Origin of the sequence: Mycolicibacterium frederiksbergense (assembly GCF_012223425.1) — a bacterium.
GTDB classification, from domain to species: Bacteria; Actinomycetota; Actinomycetes; order Mycobacteriales; family Mycobacteriaceae; genus Mycobacterium; species Mycobacterium frederiksbergense.
The window spans coordinates 4407309-4425735 of sequence record NZ_CP038799.1; the positions used below are offsets into that span (position 1 = coordinate 4407309).

At 65.5% G+C, this 18427-nt stretch carries 20 protein-coding genes; 13 read left to right on the plus strand and 7 right to left on the minus strand.

The genetic code is table 11. The annotated features are described in order from the left end of the window. Positions 1-4: 4 nt before the first annotated feature. From EXE63_RS24460 to EXE63_RS24500, 9 genes are read left to right on the plus strand one after another with little or no spacing between them, the layout of a single operon-like run. Positions 5-862, plus strand: a complete 858-nt coding sequence (locus tag EXE63_RS24460; RefSeq protein ID WP_168144070.1) for an MlaE family ABC transporter permease — start codon at positions 5-7, stop codon at positions 860-862. Positions 863-874: 12 nt separating this feature from the next. Beyond that, the gene (locus EXE63_RS24465; RefSeq protein ID WP_168144071.1) at positions 875-2062 is read left to right on the plus strand and encodes an MCE family protein; all 1188 of its coding nucleotides are present in this window, start codon (positions 875-877) and stop codon (positions 2060-2062) included. Further along, entirely contained in the window at positions 2059-3084 is a 1026-nt protein-coding gene (locus EXE63_RS24470; RefSeq protein WP_168144072.1) for an MCE family protein, read from the plus strand. Before EXE63_RS24465 ends, EXE63_RS24470 begins: the two co-directional genes overlap by 4 nt. After that, a complete protein-coding gene (locus tag EXE63_RS24475; RefSeq protein ID WP_168144073.1) occupies positions 3084-4166 on the plus strand; it encodes an MCE family protein in 1083 nt (360 codons plus the stop codon). The genes EXE63_RS24470 and EXE63_RS24475 overlap by 1 nt, the downstream gene beginning before the upstream one ends. Then, entirely contained in the window at positions 4166-5620 is a 1455-nt protein-coding gene (locus tag EXE63_RS24480; RefSeq protein ID WP_168144074.1) for an MCE family protein, read from the plus strand. The genes EXE63_RS24475 and EXE63_RS24480 overlap by 1 nt, the downstream gene beginning before the upstream one ends. Next, positions 5617-6936 (plus strand): MCE family protein, encoded by a 1320-nt coding sequence (locus EXE63_RS24485; protein ID WP_168144075.1) that lies wholly within the window; start codon positions 5617-5619, stop codon positions 6934-6936. Before EXE63_RS24480 ends, EXE63_RS24485 begins: the two co-directional genes overlap by 4 nt. Next, on the plus strand, positions 6936-8687 hold the full coding sequence (locus EXE63_RS24490; RefSeq protein ID WP_168144076.1) for an MCE family protein: 1752 nt from the start codon (positions 6936-6938) through the stop codon (positions 8685-8687). The genes EXE63_RS24485 and EXE63_RS24490 overlap by 1 nt, the downstream gene beginning before the upstream one ends. Before the next feature lie 26 nt (positions 8688-8713). Further along, positions 8714-9175 (plus strand): hypothetical protein, encoded by a 462-nt coding sequence (locus tag EXE63_RS24495; protein ID WP_168145750.1) that lies wholly within the window; start codon positions 8714-8716, stop codon positions 9173-9175. Positions 9176-9177: 2 nt separating this feature from the next. Further along, complete coding sequence (locus tag EXE63_RS24500) at positions 9178-9609, plus strand: Rv2576c family protein (protein ID WP_168144077.1); 432 nt, start codon at positions 9178-9180, stop codon at positions 9607-9609. Between the two features lie 6 nt (positions 9610-9615). Here the strand turns inward: EXE63_RS24500 and EXE63_RS24505 are convergent, their stop codons facing one another. Beyond that, positions 9616-10017, minus strand: a complete 402-nt coding sequence (locus EXE63_RS24505) for a hypothetical protein (RefSeq protein WP_209999948.1) — start codon at positions 10015-10017, stop codon at positions 9616-9618. 190 nt (positions 10018-10207) lie between these two features. Here EXE63_RS24505 and EXE63_RS24510 point away from each other — a divergent pair, with 190 nt between their 5' ends. Further along, positions 10208-10726 (plus strand): Rv2253/PknI dimerization domain-containing protein, encoded by a 519-nt coding sequence (locus EXE63_RS24510; protein ID WP_168144079.1) that lies wholly within the window; start codon positions 10208-10210, stop codon positions 10724-10726. 77 nt (positions 10727-10803) lie between these two features. Here EXE63_RS24510 and EXE63_RS24515 read toward each other — a convergent pair whose 3' ends face one another. Next, the gene (locus EXE63_RS24515; protein ID WP_168144080.1) at positions 10804-12081 is read right to left on the minus strand and encodes a cytochrome P450; all 1278 of its coding nucleotides are present in this window, start codon (positions 12079-12081) and stop codon (positions 10804-10806) included. A 212-nt stretch (positions 12082-12293) separates the two neighbouring features. On the opposite strand from EXE63_RS24515, the gene EXE63_RS24520 reads away from it, so the two are divergent. Next, on the plus strand, positions 12294-12962 hold the full coding sequence (locus EXE63_RS24520; RefSeq protein WP_168144081.1) for a TetR/AcrR family transcriptional regulator: 669 nt from the start codon (positions 12294-12296) through the stop codon (positions 12960-12962). Between the two features lie 2 nt (positions 12963-12964). On the opposite strand, the gene EXE63_RS24525 is transcribed toward EXE63_RS24520, so the two are convergent. Genes EXE63_RS24525 through EXE63_RS24540 form a run of 4 tightly spaced genes read right to left on the minus strand, consistent with a single transcriptional unit; the run spans position 12965 to position 15307 of the window. Beyond that, a complete protein-coding gene (locus tag EXE63_RS24525; RefSeq protein WP_168144082.1) occupies positions 12965-13243 on the minus strand; it encodes a cytochrome C oxidase subunit IV family protein in 279 nt (92 codons plus the stop codon). Positions 13244-13245: 2 nt separating this feature from the next. After that, a complete protein-coding gene (locus EXE63_RS24530; RefSeq protein ID WP_168144083.1) occupies positions 13246-13851 on the minus strand; it encodes a cytochrome c oxidase subunit 3 family protein in 606 nt (201 codons plus the stop codon). Further along, entirely contained in the window at positions 13848-14600 is a 753-nt protein-coding gene (locus tag EXE63_RS24535) for a hypothetical protein (protein ID WP_209999959.1), read from the minus strand. The genes EXE63_RS24530 and EXE63_RS24535 overlap by 4 nt, the downstream gene beginning before the upstream one ends. Then, positions 14597-15307, minus strand: coding sequence for a hypothetical protein (locus EXE63_RS24540; RefSeq protein WP_168144084.1), 711 nt, complete (start codon positions 15305-15307; stop codon positions 14597-14599). The genes EXE63_RS24535 and EXE63_RS24540 overlap by 4 nt, the downstream gene beginning before the upstream one ends. 172 nt (positions 15308-15479) lie before the next feature. Between EXE63_RS24540 and EXE63_RS24545 the strand changes: the two genes are divergently transcribed. Continuing rightward, the gene (locus EXE63_RS24545) at positions 15480-15932 is read left to right on the plus strand and encodes a VOC family protein (protein WP_168145752.1); all 453 of its coding nucleotides are present in this window, start codon (positions 15480-15482) and stop codon (positions 15930-15932) included. 70 nt (positions 15933-16002) lie between these two features. Here EXE63_RS24545 and EXE63_RS24550 read toward each other — a convergent pair whose 3' ends face one another. Further along, positions 16003-16719 (minus strand): enoyl-CoA hydratase/isomerase family protein, encoded by a 717-nt coding sequence (locus EXE63_RS24550; RefSeq protein WP_168144085.1) that lies wholly within the window; start codon positions 16717-16719, stop codon positions 16003-16005. Between the two features lie 92 nt (positions 16720-16811). On the opposite strand from EXE63_RS24550, the gene EXE63_RS24555 reads away from it, so the two are divergent. Further along, positions 16812-18404: an AMP-binding protein gene (locus tag EXE63_RS24555; protein ID WP_168145753.1), complete on the plus strand. Its 1593-nt coding sequence runs from the start codon at positions 16812-16814 to the stop codon at positions 18402-18404. Positions 18405-18427 lie beyond the last annotated feature (23 nt).

Here is an 18427-nt window from a genome sequence, read left to right on the forward strand (position 1 = left end):
TCTCATGGGAAATGTCGCCGTACTGAAGTCCACCTATCCGCGGTTGGCGCGCACCTTCAAGCGCCCGGTCGTGTCGCTGGCCTCGCTGGGGGATCACACCCTGTTCTATGCCCGCGCCGTCAGGGGCATCCCGCTGGCCGCGTTGCATTACCGGCGTGAGGTGATCAGGCTGATCGCCGAGATCTCGATGGGCGCCGGTGCGCTGGCGATGATCGGCGGCACGCTGGTGATCGTCGGCTTCCTGACCTTGGCGACCGGCGGCACGCTTGCCGTGCAGGGGTATTCGAGCCTGGGCAATATCGGTATCGAGGCGCTGACGGGCTTTTTGTCGGCGTTCATCAACGTGCGCATCGCGGCACCGGTGATCGCCGGGATCGGGCTGGCGGCCACCTTCGGCGCCGGTGTGACCGCGCAGTTGGGTGCGATGCGGATCAACGAGGAGATCGACGCGCTGGAAGCCATGGCGATCCGGCCGGTCGAGTACCTGGTGTCCACCCGGATCGTGGCGGGCATGATCGCGATCACGCCGCTGTACTCGATCGCGGTGGTGCTGTCGTTCCTGGCCAGTGAGTTCACCACCACGGTGCTGTTCGGGCAGTCCAGCGGCCTGTACTCGCACTACTTCAACACGTTCCTCAATCCGATCGACCTGTTGTGGTCGTTCCTGCAGGCGATTCTGATGGCGCTGGCGGTGCTGTTCATCCATACCTACTTCGGGTTCTTCGCCACCGGCGGACCGTCCGGGGTCGGGGTGGCGGTCGGCAACGCGGTGCGGACCTCACTGGTCGTGGTGGTGTCGGTGACCCTGTTGGTGTCGCTGGCCATCTACGGCTCCAACGGCAACTTCAACCTGTCGGGCTAGGGGCAACGGTCGATGAAGCAAACCAGTAAGAGTGCCGTGGCCGGGCTGGTCACTGTGGTGGTGATCGGGCTGATCATCGGGCTGTCGATCGCCTTGTTCCGGGGCGACTTCACCAAAAGCGAGACCGTCACCCTGATCTCGGATCGCGCCGGACTGGTGATGAACCCCGATGCCAAGGTCAAGATGCACGGTGTCGAGGTGGGCAAGGTTGCCACGATCGAGGCGCTGCCCGACGGGCGCGCCGAACTGAAGCTGGAGATCAACCCCGCGCAGCTGAAGCTGATCCCCTCCAACGTCACCGCCGACATCGCCTCCTCGACCGTGTTCGGTGCGAAGTACGTGGAGTTGCTGCCGCCCGAGGACCCCTCCGCGGCAAGGATGTACGCCGGCCAGGTGCTGCAGGGCCAACACGTCACCGTCGAGATCAACACGGTCTTCCAGCAGCTCACCCGGGTGCTGGACAAGATCGACCCGGCCAAACTGAACGAGACGCTCGGCGCGATGTCGGCGGCCTTCGGCGGACGCGGAGAGAAGATGGGGCAGACCCTCACCGATTTCGAGGCGCTACTGGCCAAGCTGGAGCCCAGCCTGCCGAATATGGCCCGGGACATCGAAGACACCGCCGTTGTCGCCGGCGGCTACGCCGACGCGGCGCCGGATCTGCTTCGCACGCTGGACAATACGACACAGATCAGCCAGAGCATTGTCGACGAGGAAGAGAACCTCGACGCGTTCCTGGTCAGCATGATCGGGTTGGCCGATATCGGCAACGAGGTGCTGGGTGGGAACCAGCCCGCGCTGAGCGAAACGCTGCGACTGCTGGCGCCCACCACCGACCTGCTCAACGAGTACGCACCCGGCCTCAACTGCGCGCTCGAGGGCATGTTGTTCGTGAAGAACCAACCGCCGCTGCCGGATCCGGGCGTGCTGGTCAACGTGGCCTTCACGCTGGGAATCGAGCGCTATCGCTACCCGCAGAACCTGCCCAAGGTCGCCGCCAAGGGCGGGCCCAACTGCATGGGGCTGCCCTACATCGGATTCGGAAACCGGGCGAAGTACCTCGTCACCGACACCGATGCCAATCCCTGGCAGTACGGCAACCAGGGCATCTTGCTCAACTCCGACGGACTCAAGCAGATGTTGTTCGGCCCGCTGGACGGTCCGCCGCGCAACACCACACAGGTAGGACAGCCGGGATGACGCGCGCGACTGGCACTCTCATCAAGTTCGCGGTGTTCGCCGCCGTGATGGTGCTTCTGACCGCGTTCCTGTTCATGGCTTTCGGTCAGTACCGCAGCGGTTCCACCAACGGTTACTCGGCGGTGTTCACCGACGCATCCCGGCTGGAAGCCGGTGATTCGGTACGCGTTGCCGGCGTGCGGGTGGGCACCGTCACGGGCGTGGATTTGCAACCCGACCGTTCCGTGCTGGTGAATTTCGACTCCGACCGGACCATCGGGCTGACCACCGGTACCAAGGCGGCGGTGCGCTATCTGAACCTGGTGGGTGATCGCTATCTGGAGCTGATCGACGGGCCCGGATCCACCCAGCCACTGCCGGCGGGGTCACAGATTCCCAAGGACCGCACCGCCGCTGCCCTGGACCTGGACCTGCTGCTGGGCGGTCTGCGGCCGGTGATCCAGGGCCTGAACCCCCAGGATGTCAACGCGCTGACCACTTCGTTGATCCAGATCCTGCAGGGCCAGGGTGACTCCCTGAGCTCGCTGATGACCAGGACATCGTCATTCTCGAACACGCTGGCCGACAACAACGAGGTCATCCAGGAACTGATCACCAACCTGAACAGCGTGGTCGACACCCTGGCCAAGGACGGCGACAAGTTCTCGGCGACCATCGATCGGCTGGAACAGCTGATCGCCGGACTGTCCGAAGACCGAGACCCGATCGGTGAGGCGATCACCGCGCTGGACAATGGCACCTCGTCGATCGCCAGCCTGCTGACCGAGGCCCGTGCCCCGCTGAAAGGCACAGTGGACCAACTCAATCGGATGGCCCCGTTGCTCTATGACGGCCGGGCCGGTTTCGATGCCGGTCTGCAGAAGGCGCCGGAGAACTACAAGAAGCTCGCGCGGTTGGGCTCCTACGGCAGCTGGATCATGTACTACATCTGCGGTCTCTCGTTTCGCGTCACCGATCTACAAGGCCGCACGGCGGTCTTCCCCATGCTCAAACAAGAATCCGGAAGGTGCGGGGAGCCCTGATGCTGAAGTATCGCGGAGCCAATCTCATCAAGGCCGGCATCATGGGCGTGGTCTTGATCGTGCTCGTCATCTCGGTCGGGCTGCAGCCGGAAAAGCTGATCCAGTGGGCCACCTCGGTGCGCTATCAGGCGCTGTTCACCGAGGCCGGTGGCATCGCTATCGGAAACGACGTGACGATGTCGGGTATCAAAATCGGGTCGGTCACCGATGTCTCGCTGGAGAACGGTGATGCCCTGGTGAAGTTCACGACCGCGGGCAAGTACCCGGTGGGTTCTCAGACCACCGCGCACATCCGGACCGGGTCACTGCTGGGCGAGCGGGTGCTGACCCTGGAGTCGGCGGGTAGTGGAACGCTCAGCCAGAACGACGTCATCCCGACATCGCGGACCTCCTCGCCGTATTCACTCACCGATGCGGTCAGCGATCTGACCACCAACACGGCCGGCACCGACACGGGCCAGCTCAATCAGTCGCTGGACACGTTGTCGGCGACCATCGACCAGCTCGCCCCGCAGTTGGGCCCCACCTTCGACGGGCTGAGCCGGCTGTCGAAGTCGATCAACGGTCGCAACGAGGATCTGGCCACCCTGCTCAAGAGTGCGAGCGAGGTCTCGGTGGTGCTCGGTGAGCGCAGCACGCAGCTGAACACCCTGATTCTCAACGCCAATGACCTGCTCGGCGTCCTCGATGACCGCCGCGGCGCCATCGTCGACCTGCTGGCCAGTACGACGGCGGTGTCACAGCAGCTGACCGGGCTGGTCGCCGACAATGAGGCACAGCTGGCGCCCACCCTGGAGCGGCTGAACGTGGTCACCGAGGTGCTGGAGAAGAACCGCGACAACATCTCCAATGCACTGCCGAACGTCAAGAAATTCATGCTGTCGCAGGCCGAGACGCTGGCGAACGGTCCGTTCTACAACGCCTACGTGCCCAACCTGCAACCGGCTCAGATCCTGCAGCCCTTCATCGACTACGCATTCGGCTTCCGTCGCGGCGTCAACGCCGGGCAGCCGCCGGACAATGTCGGTCCGCGGGCCGAGCTGCCGTTGCCCTACAACGGGATTCCGGGAGGTTCGCGCTGATGAACCGCAAACGTTCGGCCGTGATTGCGGTCGCCGTGGTGGCAGTCTTGGTGGCGGGCGCCGCGTATCTGGCCCGCGAGATGTACTTCGGGCCACGCACCATCACCGCGCTGTTCACCAGCGCCACCGGCGTCTACCCGGGCGACGAGGTGCGGGTGTCCGGGGTCGTCGTCGGCACCATCGAGGCGATCGAGCCCGAGGGCACCCAGACGCGGCTGACCTTGAAGGTCGACCGCGGCGTCGAGGTGCCCGCCGATGCGAAAGCGGTGCTCGTGGCCCCCAACCTGGTGGCGGCCCGTTATGTACAGCTGGCCCCGGCCTATCGGTCGAGTGGTCCGACCCTGCCCGACGATGCAGTGATCCCGTTGGAGCGCACCGCGGTTCCCGTCGAATGGGACGAGGTGAAAACGCAGCTGACCCGGCTGGCGACCGACCTCGGTCCGCAGAGCGGCGTCGATGGCACCTCGGTGTCGCGGTTCATCGACAGTGCGGCAAATGCCTTGGAGGGCAACGGGCCGAAGCTGCGCGACACCATCAACGAATTGTCCGGGGTGGCCCGGGTGCTCGCCGAGGGTAGTGGCGACATCGTGGACATCATCGTGAACCTGCAGAAGTTCGTCACCGCCTTGAAGAACAGCGACCAGCAGGTGGTGCAGTTCCAGGATCGGCTGGCCACGCTCACGAGCGTCGTCAACGGCAGCGGGGACGATATCGATGCGATGGTCAAGGAACTCTCGGTGGCCATCACCGAGGTGCAACGTTTCGTGGCGGGCAGCCGCAATCAGACTTCAGAACAGGTCCAGCGCCTGTCCAATGTCACCCAGAACCTGGTCGACAACAAGATCAACCTGGAGAACGTCCTGCACATCGCGCCGAACGCGTTCATGAACGGTTACAACATCTACAACCCGTCCACCGGCAGTGCCGTCGGCCAGTTCGTGCTGAACAACTTCTCCGACCCGGTGTCGTTCATCTGTGCCGCCATTGGCGCCATCGAGAATGTGACCGGACCGGAGACCGCGAAACTGTGCTCGCAGTACATGGGGCCGGCACTGCGGTTGCTGAACTTCAATCATCTCCCGTTCCCGATCGCGCCCTACCTGATGCCCTCGGCCGAGCCGGAGGACATCGTGTACTCCGAACCCGGGTTGATGCCCGGTGGAGCGGGCGGTTCGCCGGAAGCGCCGGATCTGCCGCCGACCCTGTCGGCGTACAACCCCGGCCCGCCACCGCCGGCGCCGTTCACCGGCCGGCCGCCGGGGACCCCGCCGCCGGGTGCACAGCAGATGCTGCCGGGCGCTCCGCCGGTCTCGGTGCTGCCGCCCAATGTGCCGTCCTCGTTGCGCGACATGCTCAATCCGGCGGGGGCGCTACCCGGCCCCGCACCCGATGCACCGCCGCCACCGGCGCCGGATGCGCCGTTGTTGCCAGCGGAAGGAATGCCACCGGCATGATAGGCAGACGATCAATTGTGGCGGTCGGCGCTTGTGTGGCGATCACCAGCTCGGGCTGTGCGTTTCAGGGCGTGAACTCGCTACCCTTGCCGGGCGCGGTCGGTAGGGGTGCCGATGCGCTCGTCTACCAGGTGGAGATCGCCAATGTGGCCACCCTGGAGCCGAATTCGCCGGTGATGATCGACGATGTCGTGGTGGGCAGCGTGCGCAGCCTCACCGTGAAGGACTGGCACGCGGTCGTCGAGGTCTCGGTGAAGCCCGATGTCACGGTGCCCGCGAACGCGGTCGCCAGCGTGGGGCAGACCAGCCTGCTCGGGTCCATGCATGTGGCCCTGAACCCGCCGATCGGCGAAGCGCCCGAGGGAAAGTTGCCCGCGGGAGCGACCGTCGCACTGAGTGACTCGTCGACGTACCCCTCCACCGAGCAGACGCTGGCGTCGTTGGCGGCCGTCGTCAACGGTGGTGGGCTGGGTCAGATCGGTGACGTGATCCACAACTTCAGCACCGCGGTCAGCGGGCGGGAGACCGAGATCCGGGATCTGATCACCCGTCTGGACACCTTCGTCGGTGTGCTGGATGCACAGCGCGGCAACATCGTGGCGTCGATCGAATCGCTGAACCGGTTGTCCTCGACGTTCGCCGGTCAGCGCGATGTCATCACCCGGGCCCTGGACAAGATTCCGCCCGCGATGGATGTCCTGATCAAGGAACGTCCGACACTGGTGACGGCCCTGCAGAAGCTCGGCACCTTCGGTACGACGGCGAGCCGGCTGGCCAATGAATCGCAGGCCGATCTGGTGCGAAACCTGAAGAACCTGGAACCCGCTATCAAGGCGCTGGCCGATGTGGGCAAGCAGCTGCCCGATGTCCTGGAGTACGCGGTGCATTTCCCGTTCACCCAGAGCTTCATCGATCGAGCGATCCGCGGCGACTACTACAACCTGTTCGCCACGGTGGATTTCACGGTGCCACGTCTCAAGCGCAGCCTGTTCTTAGGCACCCGTTGGGGCGAGTCCGGCCTGCAACTGGTCCCCGCCCCGGGTGATCCGCCCTACCTCAACTACACCTACGATCCGCTCAAGACCGGCATCGAGCCGCCGCCGCCGGAGATCATCAACCCGGGCGAGCAGCCGCCGGCCGCGCCGCCGCCTCCGCTGCCATCGGGCCCGGTGCTGCCGTTCACCCCGCCGGTGAGCACGGTGGGTGGGCCGCTGCAGGTCGCCACGCCGATGACCGGTGGCGCCGCGCCCATCTTTGCCGGCCCCTATGGCCCGCAGGGTAATCCGCCCGTCGCGCCGCCTGCTGGAGGCAACTGATGCTGACCCGGTTCGTTCGCATCCAGCTGATTCTGTTCACCGTCGCCTCGGTGATCGGTGTCTCGGTGATGGTCTTCAACTACATGCAGGTACCCACCCTGTTGGGTCTGGGACGGATCACCGTCAAGGTGGAGCTGCCGGCCACCGGCGGCCTCTACCGGTTCAGCAATGTGACCTACCGCGGTTCGGAAATCGGCAAGGTTACCTCGGTGGAACTGACCGACAGGGGAGTGGAAGCCACGCTGTCGCTGGAGACCTCGCCGGAGATCCCTGCCGACCTGAAGGCAGAAGTGCGCAGCATGTCGGCCGTCGGTGAGCAGTTCGTCGAGCTGTTGCCCCGCACCGATTCCGGCCCGTTCCTGCAGAACGGTTCGGTGATCGCGATGGAGAACACCAGCGTGCCCCAGAAGGTCGGCCCGATGCTCGATCAGGTCAGCGCGTTGATGGACACCATTCCGCAGGACAAGCTGAGCCAACTGCTCGACTCGACCTACGAGGCGTTCAATGGCACCGGCTACGCGTTCGGCTCGATGCTGGACTCGGCAGAGACGATCACGAGGGACGCCAACGAGATCTCCGATCAGTTCCGCGCTCTGATCGACGATTCCGGGCCGTTCCTAAAGGCCCAGGCGCAGACCACCGAGCAGACCAGGACCTGGGCGGCCAGCCTGGCGGGAATCACGGATCAGCTGGCCGACAACGATATCCACGTCCGTTCGATCCTGCAGAACGGACCTGGATTCGCCAGTGAGACCTCGATGCTGCTCAACGATCTCAAGCCGACGCTGCCGGTGCTGCTGGCCAACCTGACCACCATCGGGCAGATCGGTGTCACCTACAACTCGTCGCTGGAGCAACTGCTGGTGTTGTTGCCGCCGTATGTCTCCCAGATCCAGACGTACGCGCCGACCAACAACCCCACCGGCCTGCCCAACGGTGAGTTCTCGCTCGGGCTCGGGGACCCGCCGTCGTGCACCGTAGGATTCCTGCCGCCCTCGGCCTGGCGGTCGCCGGCCGACACCACGACCATCGACACCCCGGACAACATCTACTGCAAGCTGCCCCAGGACTCGCCTATCGCCGTGCGCGGCGCGCGGAACTATCCCTGCCAGGGGCATCCCGGCAAGCGGGCGCCGACGGTCGAATTGTGCAACGATCCACGCGGTTTCGTGCCACTGGCCCAGCGCCAGCATGCGCTGGGGCCCTACCCGATCGACCCCAACCTGATCTCGCAGGGTGTGCCCCCGGACAGTCGTGTGCTCCCTGACGAGAACATCTACGGTCCGCTGCAGGGCACCCCGCTGCCCCCGGGCGCGGTGGTTCCGCCGCCGAACCCGCTCTCGCCGCCGCAGCCGCCTGCCAGCTTCCCGGGCATGCAGCCCGGGCCCATGCTGCCGGGCCGGCCGCTGTACACCGAGCCGCCGGTGGTCGGTCAGCCGCCGCCGCCCCAACCCGATTATGAGATCGTGCCGCTGCCACCCGGGGATCTGCCCCAGGCCACCGAGGTGCCGGTGTTCCCGGACACCGTCGTCGGCGTGCCCGAGGGGGGCGTACCGCTTCCGCCACCTGATGTCCCGGCGCCGGCCGTCGCGCCCAGTGCCTTCGAAGGTGCAGGCGCACAGGGGCCGTCGATGGCGGTGGCCAAGTACAACCCGCGCACCGGGGAGTACATGGGGGCCGACGGCCACCTGTACAGGCAGACCGATCTGGTGAACACCGCAACGTCCTGGCAGGACCTGATGCCGACATGAGGGGCTGGAGGCGTTCGATGATATCGATGAAGGCCGGCGCGGTGCTCGGCGCGGTGGGGATGGCGGTCGCCGTCGGTGTCGCGCCGCCCGCCGCGGCCACGATGTACCTGGGCAACTACAACGTCAACATTCCGGATCGGCGGGACTTCCACACCTGGATCTGGTCGGCCCTGACACCGTGCGAGGACGAGGAGCGCGTCCTCATCCCCGGCTGCATCAACGTGCTCACCATCCCACAACCGGTGGCCAAGGCGCAGTATACGAATGCCAACGCCACCATGGTCGACGGTCGATACACGATGACCATCGACGATCCGTTCGGTCTGCGTTGCGGGAACATCTACTACGGCCCGACGATCCCCACTCACGATGTGTACTCATGGGACGCAACGACTTTGGCCGGCGAGATGGTCTCCAGCTTTGCCGTCGGCTGCGATGGTGCGCCCGGTGGTTCGCTCACCTATCCGTTCAACCTGACGAGGATGTGACGATGCGTCGTGTATTGCCGCTCTGGGGTGCGCTGACGATGTTGTGCGGTGCCGTGGTCACCGCTGCGCCGGCGGCGGCCGAACCGCCGGCACCGCCACCACCGTTGCGTCACGTGCAGTACATCGTGACCGCCGATTCCCCGTTCTTCGTGGACATCTACTACCGAGAGGCCGATCCGCCGACCTGGTCGGACTACAGCCACAATCCGTACGTGTTCAGCCCCCGCGTGCAGGTCGAGGTCGCACCCGAACGCCCATGGGTCTTCGATGCGATGCTGGCCGATCCGGATATGTGGGCGATGGTCACTGCGCAGAGCGGGGAGTCCCCGAATGTGACGCCCCCGACGATCTACTGCACCCTGGCGGTCGACGGTGTGGTGCTCAAGACGGGCCGCGGCCCCAAGGGCGCGCTGTGTTCACTGCGGAGCTGGTAGCGGGTGTCAGGAATCCCCGCGCCGCCAGCGCGTGTCGCCGTTCATCGTCACGCAACTGAGGAACAGCCCGTCCGGTGCCTGCGCCACGGCGTTGTTCTCGTTGATGCAGAGGCTGTTCTCGTCACGGATGCCCATCATCGGTGGGGAGCGGAACCAGCGCGGCTCGTAGCGGCGCGGCGATCCGCAGAACACCAGTCGGCCCCAACCGTTTCGGGCGTCCACACCGAAGACGTAGTACGTGGTGTTGGTGCAGTAGTTGCCGAGGATGGCGTGCGGGTTGATCCCGGGAACGCAGAAGGCGTCGTTGCAGGTTTGCGGCTCTGCCGCTGCCCGCGGGGCATTCACCTGCGGAGCGACTATCGCTCCGGCAACAATCAACGCACTGGTCGCCAGTACTGTCACGCGCACGGTCCCTACTCTCGCACATTTGGAAACGAAATTCTTGTATCTGGAGAAGATTGCTCCAACAAGGGATCTCGGCGGGATGGGCCGCTCCCGATCGCTTCACTCCGATCTCGTCGTTACCCCCGGTCAGCGAACCTGTCGCTGATATTCTCCAAAACAGAGAATGCCACTATCGGTTCAGAGGAGCGGAATCATGTCGGCCAGTAAGGTGAGCGCGGTCATTGCCGCCGCCACGTTCATCGCGCTCGGGGGAGCATCGCCCGCCAACGCCGACCCGCTGGGTCCCGAACCGCAGTGGGGGATCAACGGCACGTTCCTCACATCGTCCAACGGTGACTGGGCTCAGTTGAACCAGCGCTACGAGGATCAGCCATCCACGCGCAGCACCTGGACCATCTCGACGCAGTGTGTCTCGCCGTCGGACTGCACCGGCACGGTGAACAGCGACGCCGGTTGGAGCGCCCCGATCTACACCACCAACGGACTCTGGTACGTCAAGCGCAAGGTGGCGAACTGGCGGTTCTGCGCCGACGGAGTGCCTGTCGAGGGTCTGCAGACCTACAAGTTCTACCCTGTCGGCGCCAACGGCCACGTCGACGCGGATGCCAAGGAGTACACCGGGTTCGACAAGACCGTCGGGCCCAGCGGGTCCTGTGGCCGCAACCAGTGGCCCACCATCGAGATGCCGTTCTACATGAAGCCCGCCGGCTAGCGGCACCCTGCAGGTGTGACTTCGGCGCGTTCCCGTACGCAGAAACGTACGGAAACGCGCCGAAGTGCTGAGGGGGCCTAACGCAGCGGGGTGTAGTTGATGTTGAGTTCGGTGAGTCCGCGCAGCACGAATGTCGGCTCGTAGTTGAAGTTCTGGTCACCGACGGGACCGTGCTTCTCGGGATCGACGGTGATATCGCCCATCCGGTCCAGCAGGCGCTCTATCGAGACGCGGCCCTCCACGCGGGCCAGCGGTCCGCCCGGGCAGGAGTGCACGCCGCGGCCGAACGCCATGTGCTCGCGCACGTTCTTGCGGTCCAGTCGCAGCTCGTGCGGATTCTCGAAGCGTTTCGGGTCGCGGTTGACCGCACCGGGCAGCACCATCACCGGGGCGCCCGCCTTGATCACCACGCCTCCGACCTCGGTTGTCTTGCGGGCCAACCGGAAATCACACTTGACGGGGCTCTCCAGGCGCAGCGACTCCTCGATGAACGTCGGGATCAGACTGCGGTCATCGCGCAGTTGCTGCTGCACCGCGGGATTCTCCGCCAACACCCGCATCGCGGCGCTGAGCAGCTTTGTGGTGGTCTCCTGGCCGGCGGCGAACAGGAACGTCGCCGAGCGCACCGGCTCGATGACGGGAGGAACTGAGCCATCGGGGTAGAGCGCGGTCGCCAGTGAGGTCAGGACGTCCTCGCGCGGGGTGGCCCGGCGGTCCTCGAGGTAGGCGATGAACTTGTCGTCGAGGAACTGCAGCGGGTTCTCCGCGACGGTCTCCTGCTCCAGCGAACCCACCCGGGCACCCGGGCGGTCGGCGCCCAGCACCGTGCGGAACTGCTTGTGGTCCTCCTCGGGCACGCCGAGCAGGTCGGCGATCACCAGCAGCGAGAACGGCTTTGCGTACTCTGCCAGGAACTCGCAGTGGCCGTTGTCGAGGAATTCGTCGAGCTGGACATCGGCCAGCTTCCACATGAAATCCTCGTTCTCCTTGAGCCGGCGCGGAGTCAGTAGTCGGTTCAGCAGGGAACGTGCCTTGGTGTGATCGGGCGGATCCATGGTGACCATGTGCTCGAACATCGGCAGCAGGTGCCGGTGTGCCTCGAGCTGCTCGGAGATGTCGTCACCCTCTGGGGTGAAGGGCAGCGGGGGGAACGGACCGCCGAGGGCGACCGCATTGGAGAACGCATCGGTGTTCTTGTAGACCGCGACCGCTTCTTCGTACCCGGTGACCGCGTAGCAACCCCACGGCGGCACCTGCAGCACCGGATTCTGCTCACGCAGGTAGTCGAAGTAGGGGTAGGGATTGGGAACCAGCGACTGGTCGGTGAGGAAATCCAGCGTCGCGTATTCGCTCATGTAGGTCGATCTCCCGGGCTGTGGGTGGGATGGTGTCGGCGTTGTCTTGCCGGCGGACTGAGAATCCGGCGGAAGCAATGCCGTTGAAAGTGCTGTGCACCTGCTTAGCATGTGGATAGAGTCGTGGTCAAGGTCACAACCGGCGAGTCGATACGATCCGTGGGCGGCCGTGCGGACGTACCGCAGATGTGTCGAGCAAAGGGTGGAGGGTCATGTCCACAGCGCGCAGGATCGGGGCGCCGGATGCCAAGAACCGAGGTGTCCTACTCGACGCCGCGCAGGCGCTGATGATCGACGAGAGCTACGCCGCGGTCACCTCGCGGCGGGTCGCCGAGCGGGCCGGGCTGAAGCCCCAGCTTGTGCACTACTACTTCCGGACCATGGACGATCTGTTCCTGGCGGTGTTCCGCCGCCGTGCCGAACAGGGATTGGTGGTGCTGGAGGCCGCGCTGAAATCGGCACAGCCGCTGCGGGCCATCTGGCTGTTCAGCACCGATCAGGAGTCCACCCGGCTGACCATGGAGTTCATGGGGCTGGCCAATCACCGCAAGGAGCTGCGCGCGGAGATCAGCTACTACGCCGAGCGCTTCCGGGAGGATCAGCGGGTGGCCATGTCCGCGGCACTGGAGCGCTACGGGGTGGACCCCGGTGACGTCCCGCCGGTGGTCTGGGCCGTCATCGGCACCAGCCTGTCGTGGGCCCTGGTGATGGAACAGGCATTGGGGATGTCGGCCGGGCACGCCGAGACACTGGAGTTCGTGGAGCGCTGGCTGCGCGAACTCGAAGGGGAGGCCCTGCCGTTGGAGCAGATCTTCGGCGACCTTGCGGGCAGTGGTTTCGAGGCGGCGGCCGGGAAGTTGCCGCCGGGTCCCGGTCAATAGCGTCACATCCCGACGAAGTACAGCCCCAGCAGCAGCGCAAAGAGGGCGATCACCCAGCCGGCGGTGGCCGCTTTCAGCCACCGCGGCGCGTTCCGGACCTCCATGAAATACCAGATCACCAGCTGCGATTTCACCGCGGCGATGAGCAGAACCGCCACCGTCACCGTCGCGTTGAGGACGTGCGCGGAGCCGGTGTCGCGTGCCGTCAGCCAGGACACCAGCGTGACTGCGGTGAGCAGCGCCCACGTGATGGTCAGCGGATTCCGCAGATACGACGTCATGTTCACCTCATCACGTAGAGCAGAGCGAACAGGACGAGCCACAGCACATCCACCATGTGCCAGTAGGTGGCGGCGGTCTCGACGAACGAGATCTTGGGTGCCGCAGGCCCTCTCAGGTCGCGGATGACGAAAGAGAGGATGGCCAGGCCGAGCATGACATGGCACAGGTGCAGTCCCGTCATGACGAAGTAGTACATGAAGAACAGATTCGTGCCGGGGGTGATGCCCGCGACGATCTCGGGAACGTACTCGAAGAGTTTCAGGACAGGGAACACTGCTCCCAGGGCGAGTGCAATTCCGAAGAGCCGCAGCCCATCCGACGTCTTGCCGTCCCGGGCAGCCGATGTGCCCAGCGCGACGAACAGGGAGCTGGTGAGCAGCACGAGTGTGTTGGCGGCGCCGATGTCCAGGTTCAGCCGTGCCTGGCTTTCGAGGAACAGTGCCGGCTGCTGGCCGCGGTAATACATGTAGGCGACGAAGTACGCGCCGAAGATGAGCAGGTCGCCGATGACGAAGAACCACATGCTCGAATCGCCGGGGATGTGTTTGTCCAAGCCGGAACTGCGTTCCGCGCTGCTGACGCGCCCGCCGTGCGCGACGCCGGTCATGCGTTCTCGAGTTCGTGGTCGGGTTGATTCTTGATGGACCGGTAGATGCAGACGTAGACGATGATCTGCCACGGCACGTAGATGACCATGGCGAACCAGAACGTCATCACACCGTTCCAGGCGAACGGTCCCGATGTGGAGATCCAGACCGGAGCGGCCATGAGTTCGGTGACGTACTGCCAGACGGTGTAGTAGCCCAGCCATTTCGGCAACACCCGGTTGCGGTCCAGGATGATGGCCAGTCCGAAGGCCATCCACATCACGCAGAAACACCCCAGCGACCCGATATAGGCGAGGTAGCCGAAGTCGTAGAGCATGGCCAGCACCGCGGGGTCATAGCCGGCGCGGAAGGACCCGAGGCCGAAGCAGAACATCGGGAACAGCATGCCGACGATCGCTCCGGACATGGAGCCGACCATCAACGAGTACCGGAATACCGGGCTCACCGACATGCGCTTGATCTGGATCAGGTACACCGCATTGGACAGCGGGGCCAGGCCGAAGGACAGCGTCAGGATGGCGCAGGCGATCAGCAGATTGTGCGACTGCATGAACTCGACGATCTGCGAGGCGGGGCTGCCCGGAGATCGTGGCGGCATCATCCAGCTCAGTGGGACGAACACGATGCCGAACAGGGTGAAGAAGAACGGCACGGTGCAGAAGGCGATCCATTGATCGAGCTTCCGGCTCCGCCGCCGCGGCGGCAGGGAATCGGCGGTAGGAGGCGCAGTCGCGACGCTGTCCGTCACACGAGCACCGCCTGCTCCTGTTCGCTTCCTTGGCGATTCACGACCTTCAGTAGCACCGGGAACATCACCATCAGATATGCCGCCAGCACCGCGATCCGCAGCGTGAAGGACACGGACCCGTCCCAGGCGAGAGGGCCCGAGGTGAACAGGACCGAGAACGCGCCGGGAATCAGCAGTGCGGCGGTCGCGATGTTGAAATGCGCCACCCAGCGCGGAAAGACCGGCTGTGGCTTCTCATCGAGATAGATGCTCGCCGCGAAGCAGAGGTTCTGCACGACGATGGTGCCGACCGGCGCGATGAAGAAGAACCACGCCATGTCGTTGAGCAGGCTGATCAACTGTGGGTCCCGGTCGGGCCTGAAAGCGGCGACCCCCCAGCAGTAGTCGGCCAGGATGAAAGCCGTTGTGCCGACCCCGACGCAGATGATGTAGGCGTAGCTGAAGACACTGCTGGAGGTGGCGGTGCGAGAAATCTGCACGGCGATCACCGCGAAGAGTGGCACCAGTGATCCGGCGATGAGATTGCACAGGATGACCACCCCGAGAATGCCGGTGTGGTGGTCGCGGAAGAATGTCGCGACCTCCTCGGGGGTCAGCGCCGGTGACAGCGGCGGCGAGAAGATCGGAAACAGCAGAAACGCGAGTGCGAACAGCGCCATGGCCGGCGGTGCGGTCCACAGCAGAATTCGTTGACCCCGGGTATTCATCGACACCTGCCCATCGCGTACCGGGTAGCCGTTCGGCTATCCACGACTCAGGGTAGCCGATCGGCTACCCTGGCTCAAGGGTCCGGGCTGAAGTCGTGGCGTGGACAGCCAACGTGTTCTGCCGGGCCCGGTGCGCCAGATCGGTTATGTGGTCGACGATCTGGACAAGGCGATGGCCGACTGGGTGACGCTCGGGGTCGGGCCCTGGTTCGTCATGCGGGGGTTGGTCCAGCGGGTGACCTACCGCGGTGCGCCGTGCGAGGTGACTTTGTCACTCGCGCTGGCCAATAGCGGCGAACTGCAGGTCGAGCTCATCGAGCAGATCGATGACACGCCGAGCATATTCGGCGAGTTCACTGGTTCGGGCTTTCATCAACTCGCCTACTGGACAGAGGATTTCGACGCCACCATGGCGGCCGTCGCGGCGGCGGGCTGGCCGGTCGTGTGGTCCGGCGGCGAGGACGGGGGAGTGCGCTTCGCCTACGCCGAACCCGGAGGGGTGCCTGCGGCCATCATCGAGATCATGGAACTCACCGACGCCTCGGCGGGGATGGCGACATTGGTGCGCCGAGCCGCTCAGGGCTGGGACGGCGGCGACCCGGTTCGCGAACTCGGCACCGGATGAGCCACGCCGAGCGGCCACTTGTCACACGCGAATCGCGCTGACGCGTGCGGCAAGTGGACATTGGACGCGGCTACTTCGCCTTCTTCATCACCTTGTCGGCGGCATCCCAGTGTTCCTGGGACACCCAGAGTCCGGCGAAGGCCGCGACCGCCTCGGTGGTGGTCGCTCCCTTGATGACCCGTTTGATCTCGCCGGCGGGTCGGCGGGCCAGCAGTTGCGCCGTCTCGCGCCACGAGGTGGCGAACTCGGCGCGGGGTACCACCTGATCAATCAGCCCGACTCGCTCGGCGGCGGGGGCATCCAGCACCCGCCCGGTCCCCGCCAACAGCAGCGCCTGGCTGCGGCCGACCAGATGGCCGAGCCGCTCGGCGCCGCCCCAGGCCGGCATGATCGCCAGCGAAATCTGATTGAAGCCGATCTTGATGTCATCGGCGGCGATCCGGATATCGGCGGCGACCGCCACCTCGGCGCCACCGCCGAGCGCGTGCCCGTTCAGTGCGGCGATCACCGGGCCGGGGAAGCCGGCGATGCGGTCACAGATCGCCCGCATCCGCCACGCCATCGAGGACGCCTCCAACTCGGTGCGTAGCAGTGCCAGTTCCTTGAGGTCGCCCCCGGAGACGAACGCCCGGTCGCCGGCCCCGGTGATCGCCAGCGCAGATGCCCCGGCGGCACCGTCGAGGGCCTTGTTCAGCTCGTCCATCGTCTCCAGCGAGATGGCGTTGCGGGCATGCGGGCGGTCGATGGTGATGACCGCCAGTTCGCCGTTCAGTTCGAGGTCGACCATCAAAGGTTCTCCGATTTCGGTATTGGCATTCTCGGCAGGTGAGAATAGCATCACCAGCATCTGCCCGGCGTTGCGGAGGTGCTGTCATTTCGATCCGAGAAATCCCTGCTGAGCTGAGTAAACGGTACGTGGAGCAGGGGTGGTGGACACCGGAAACGCTCGGCCAGCTGCTGGCCGACGGCTTGCAGGCCAGCCCCGACGCCGGGTTTTTCGTGCACTCCGAGATCCGGCCCTTCACCGGTACCTTCGCCGACGTCGAGCACCGCGCCCGTCGGCTGGCCGCCGGCCTGGCCGAACGTGGTGTCGGCGCGGGTGACGTGGTGGCCCTGCAGCTGCCGAACTGGATGGAGGCCGCCGTCGCGTTCTGGGCCTCGGCCTTCCTGGGTGCGGTCACCGTCCCGATCGTGCATTTCTACGGCCGCAAGGAACTCGGCCACATCATCGCGACCGCCCGGCCGAAGGTGTTCATCAGCACCGCGGAGTTCGGGCGGATGACCTTCCATCCGGATCTGTGCGCCGAGGTGCCGATCGTCGGATTGGTCGGCGCCGACGGCGAGTTGGCGTTCGACCGGCTGCTGGCCGGCGAGCCGATGACCGGGACCGTCGATGCAGATCCGGCCGGCCCGGCGCTGATCGCGTTCACCTCAGGCACCACCAAGGAACCCAAGGGCGTCATCCACAGCCACCAGACGCTGAACTGTGAGACGCGCCAGCTGCTGGCCAACTACCCGCCGGGTCGCGGGCGCCAGCTCACCGCCACCCCGGTCGGACACTTCATCGGCATGCTCGGCGCGTTCCTGATCCCGGTGCTCGAAGGTGCGCCCATCGACCTGTGCGACGTATGGGACCCGGGCCGGGTACTCGACATCATCGAGCGCGACGGGCTGTCCATCGGCGGCGGACCGCCGTACTTCGTCACCAGCCTGATGGACCATCCGGGTTTCACCGACGCGCATCTGGCCCGGTTCTCCACCGTCGGGCTGGGTGGGTCGACGGTCCCGTCGGCGGTCACCCGGCGCCTCGCCGACCTGGGGCTCTTCGTGTTCCGTTCGTACGGCAGCACCGAACATCCCTCCATCACCGGTTCGGGACCGACGGCGCCGGAGGACAAGCGGTTGTTCACCGACGGCAACGTCCGGCCCGGTGTCGAGATCCGGCTGGGACCCGACGGCGAGATCTTCAGCCGCGGGCCCGACCTGTGTCTGGGCTATACCGATGACGCGCTGACCGCCCAATCCTTCGACGACGAGGGCTGGTACCGCACCGGCGACATCGGCGTCCTCGACGAGGACGGCTACCTCACCATCACCGACCGCACCGCCGACCTGATCATCAGGGGCGGCGAGAACATCAGTGCCCTTGAGGTCGAGGAAGTGCTGCTGAGCATGCCCGCGGTGCAGGAGGCGGTCGTGGTGGCGGCCCCGGATGCGCGGCTCGGCGAGCATGTCGCGGCTGTGCTGCGAATCCGGCCCGGGGCGCAGGTGCCCACCGGGGAGCAGGTACGTGCCCACTTCGAACAGGCCGGTGTGGCTCGGCAGAAGTGGCCCGAGGAACTGGTCGCGCTGCCGGAGGGAGAGGACTTCCCGCGGACCGCGAGCGGCAAGGTGCAGAAATTCAGGGTGCGGCAGGCCGTGCGCGATTCGGCCACAGCCGCACCCAGGGGCATTGCGACATCCAGCACATGAGAATATGATTCTCACGAACTGAA

What these genes read in the sequence shown, in the direction of transcription:
- EXE63_RS24460 (WP_168144070.1), top strand. Translation starts at nt 5, where the DNA reads ATGGGAAATGTCGCCGTACTGAAGTCCACCTATCCGCGGTTGGCGCGC.
- EXE63_RS24465 (WP_168144071.1), top strand. Translation starts at nt 875, where the DNA reads ATGAAGCAAACCAGTAAGAGTGCCGTGGCCGGGCTGGTCACTGTGGTG.
- EXE63_RS24470 (WP_168144072.1), top strand. Translation starts at nt 2,059, where the DNA reads ATGACGCGCGCGACTGGCACTCTCATCAAGTTCGCGGTGTTCGCCGCC.
- EXE63_RS24475 (WP_168144073.1), top strand. Translation starts at nt 3,084, where the DNA reads ATGCTGAAGTATCGCGGAGCCAATCTCATCAAGGCCGGCATCATGGGC.
- EXE63_RS24480 (WP_168144074.1), top strand. Translation starts at nt 4,166, where the DNA reads ATGAACCGCAAACGTTCGGCCGTGATTGCGGTCGCCGTGGTGGCAGTC.
- EXE63_RS24485 (WP_168144075.1), top strand. Translation starts at nt 5,617, where the DNA reads ATGATAGGCAGACGATCAATTGTGGCGGTCGGCGCTTGTGTGGCGATC.
- EXE63_RS24490 (WP_168144076.1), top strand. Translation starts at nt 6,936, where the DNA reads ATGCTGACCCGGTTCGTTCGCATCCAGCTGATTCTGTTCACCGTCGCC.
- EXE63_RS24495 (WP_168145750.1), top strand. Translation starts at nt 8,714, where the DNA reads ATGAAGGCCGGCGCGGTGCTCGGCGCGGTGGGGATGGCGGTCGCCGTC.
- EXE63_RS24500 (WP_168144077.1), top strand. Translation starts at nt 9,178, where the DNA reads ATGCGTCGTGTATTGCCGCTCTGGGGTGCGCTGACGATGTTGTGCGGT.
- EXE63_RS24510 (WP_168144079.1), top strand. Translation starts at nt 10,208, where the DNA reads ATGTCGGCCAGTAAGGTGAGCGCGGTCATTGCCGCCGCCACGTTCATC.
- EXE63_RS24515 (WP_168144080.1), bottom strand. Translation starts at nt 12,081, where the DNA reads ATGAGCGAATACGCGACGCTGGATTTCCTCACCGACCAGTCGCTGGTT.
- EXE63_RS24520 (WP_168144081.1), top strand. Translation starts at nt 12,294, where the DNA reads ATGTCCACAGCGCGCAGGATCGGGGCGCCGGATGCCAAGAACCGAGGT.
- EXE63_RS24525 (WP_168144082.1), bottom strand. Translation starts at nt 13,243, where the DNA reads ATGACGTCGTATCTGCGGAATCCGCTGACCATCACGTGGGCGCTGCTC.
- EXE63_RS24530 (WP_168144083.1), bottom strand. Translation starts at nt 13,851, where the DNA reads ATGACCGGCGTCGCGCACGGCGGGCGCGTCAGCAGCGCGGAACGCAGT.
- EXE63_RS24540 (WP_168144084.1), bottom strand. Translation starts at nt 15,307, where the DNA reads ATGAATACCCGGGGTCAACGAATTCTGCTGTGGACCGCACCGCCGGCC.
- EXE63_RS24545 (WP_168145752.1), top strand. Translation starts at nt 15,480, where the DNA reads ATGGCCGACTGGGTGACGCTCGGGGTCGGGCCCTGGTTCGTCATGCGG.
- EXE63_RS24550 (WP_168144085.1), bottom strand. Translation starts at nt 16,719, where the DNA reads ATGGTCGACCTCGAACTGAACGGCGAACTGGCGGTCATCACCATCGAC.